This window comes from Streptomyces sp. NPDC059853 (genome assembly GCF_042731495.1).
GTDB lineage: Bacteria > Actinomycetota > Actinomycetes > Streptomycetales > Streptomycetaceae > Streptomyces.
The window spans coordinates 1-2803 of sequence record NZ_JBHWJL010000453.1 but is presented as its reverse complement, the minus strand read 5'-3'; the positions used below and the strand labels follow the sequence as shown (position 1 = coordinate 2803).

At 78.1% G+C, this 2803-nt stretch carries 2 protein-coding genes; both read left to right on the top strand.

Going from position 1 to position 2803, the window contains the following annotated elements; translation table 11 throughout:
- Positions 1 to 1366 (top strand): 2Fe-2S iron-sulfur cluster-binding protein (locus ACFV5N_RS26615; RefSeq protein WP_385604734.1); only part of this gene is annotated, 1366 nt, incomplete at its 5' end.
- 4 nt (positions 1367 to 1370) lie between these two features.
- Positions 1371 to 2803, top strand: a 1433-nt coding sequence (locus ACFV5N_RS26610) for a xanthine dehydrogenase family protein molybdopterin-binding subunit (RefSeq protein WP_385604731.1), incomplete at its 3' end; no start/stop codon positions are given.

Below are 2803 nucleotides of genomic sequence, written 5' to 3'. Positions count from 1 at the left end.
CGCCCCCGGTGCCCCGGGCACGCGGGCCGAGTGGCCGGACACGGCCGCCGGGACGCCCGCGCACGGCGTTGCGCAGGGCCCTGTTCCCGGCCACGACCCGGCCCCGGGCGCCGCGGCGCCGCCGCTCGCGGCGGCCCCAGCCGCCCCGGCCGACAGCGCGGACAACGGGCCCGCACCGGCCGCCGGAACCGCCGACGGCGGACCGTCGCCGGAAGCCGGTGTTCCCGGGCAGCCCGGCTGGGCCGGGCAGACAGCTCGGAGCGACGCGGGCCCCACCGTGTCCGCCGCCCCGGCGGCAGGCACTCCGGCGCACGGAGTACCGGCCGCCGGGCCTGCCGAGGCGGTGTCCGCCGGGGGACAGGTCCCGGACGGTACGCCGGGCCGGCCGGCGTCCCCGCACGGCGACGCGGGCTCCGCCGCGACACCGGCCGGCGGTGTGCCGGTGGGCGGCCACGGCGTGGACGGCGCGACCGTCCCGCCCGTCGCCGGGGCAGAGCCGGCGCCCGGGGAGACCCCGGCCGACCCGGCCGCTGCCGGCACCGGGGCTGCCCTTCAGGCCGCTCAGCCCAGTGCGGCCGACCCCGCCGCCGGGGCCCCGCGGCCCGGCCCGGTCGCCCCGGCCGACGCCGCCGGGTCCGCCGCTTCCCCCGCCCCCGCCGCGGAAAGCGGCCCCGTGCAGCGGCCCGCCGGGTTCGGCGGCAGCGGGAGCGCGGACGAGTCCGGCTCGTGGGTGATCCCCTCCGAGGTCACCGACCCGGCCCAGCCCGTCGCGGAGGCACCCGCCGCCCCCGCCCCCGTCCCGCCGCCCGTCACCGACAGCGAGCACCCCGAGGTCTCCTACGTCCTGCGCGTCAACGGCATCGACCGGGCCGTCAGCAGCGCCTGGATCGGCGAGTCCCTGCTGTACGTGCTGCGTGAGCGCCTCGGTCTGGCCGGGGCCAAGGACGGCTGCTCGCAGGGCGAGTGCGGGGCCTGCTCGGTCCAGGTCGACGGGCGGCTGGTCGCGGCCTGCCTGGTACCGGCGGCCACCGCCGCCGGGTCCGAGATCCGCACCGTCGAGGGGCTGGGCACCGAGAGCGAACCCTCCGACGTGCAGCGCGCGCTCGCCTCCTGCGCCGTCCAGTGCGGCTTCTGCCTGCCCGGCATGGCCATGACGGTGCACGATCTCCTGGAGGGCAACCACGCGCCCACCGAACTCCAGACCCGCCAGGCCCTGTGCGGCAATCTGTGCCGCTGCTCCGGCTACCGGGGCGTCCTGGACGCCGTGCGCACGGTGATCGAGGAGCGGGCCGAGCGGGCGGAACGCGCCGAGCAGCAGTCGCCCCGCATCCCGCAGCAAGCCGGCCCGCCCGAGGGAGACGCCTGAGACGATGAGCGATCAGCCCATCGACGGCATCACCGCCGTCACCGTCGCCGGTGCCGAGACCGCGCCGGGGCCCGCCGAGGGCGCCGCCACGCTCGGTCTCGGCGCGTCCGTACCACCCGCCGACGCCGCCGCCAAGACCACCGGCGTCTACCCGTACACCGCCGACCTGTGGGCCGAGGGCCTGCTGTGGGCCGCCGTGCTGCGCGCCCCGCACCCGCGCGCCCGGATCCGCGGCATCGACACCACGGAGGCCGCGGCGCTCCCCGGGGTACGGGCCGTCGTCACGCACCTCGACGTCAAGGGCGCCCCGCCCGGGGACCGGCCGCCGCTCGCCTCCGGCGAGGTGCGGTACCACGGGGAGCCGGTGGCCGCCGTCGCCGCCGACCATCCGGAGACCGCCCGGCTGGCCGCCGCCGCGATCGCCGTCGACTACGAGGTGCTGGAGCCGGTCACCGACCCCGAGAAGGTGTTCGAGGCCGAACCGCTGCACCCCGACGGCAACATCGTCCGGCACATCCCGCTGCGCTACGGCAACCCCGACATGAACGGCGAGATCGTCGTCGAGGGCGTCTACCGCGTCGGCCGCCAGGACCCGGCGCCGATAGGAGCCGAGGCCGGTCTCGCCGTGCCGCGCCCGGACGGCGGCGTGGAGGTGTACACCGGCACCACCGACCCGCACGGCGACCGCGACCGGCTCGCGGCCTGCCTGGCCCTGGAGTCCGACCAGGTCAAGATCTATGTGACGGGCGTCCCGGGCGCGTTCGGCGACCGCGAGGACCTCGGGTTCGAACTCCCGCTCGCGCTGCTGGCCATCCGTACCGGGTCGCCGGTGAAGCTGGCGGCCACCCGCGAGGAGTCGTTCCTGGGGCACCCGCACCGGCATCCCACCATGCTGCGCTACTGGCACCACGCCGACCGCGAGGGCAAGCTGGTGAAGGTCGAGGCGCAACTGCTCATGGACGCGGGCGCGTACGCGGACGGTTCCGCCGAAGCGCTGGCCGCCGCCGTGTCGTTCGCCGCCGGGCCCTACCGGGTGCCGAACGCCGTGGTCGACGGCTGGGCGGTGCGCACCAACAACCCGCCCTCCGGGCATCTGCGCGGCGAGGGCGCCCTCCAGGTGTGCGCGGCGTACGAGGGCCAGATGGACAAGCTGGCCGCCCGGCTCGGCCTCGACCCGGCCGAGGTGCGCGCCCGCAATGTGATGAGCACCGGCGACCCGCTGCCCACCGGGCAGGCCGTCACCTGCCCGGCGCCGGTCGCCGCGCTGCTGCGCGCGGTACGGGAGACGCCGCTGCCGCCGCCGCCCGACGAGGACTGGGTGCTGCCCGGCGGCCCGGACGGCGCCGCCGACCCGGGCGCGGTGCGCCGGGGCGTCGGGTACGCGCTGGGCATGGTGCACATGCTCGGCGCGGAGGGCACCGACGAGGTGTCCACGGC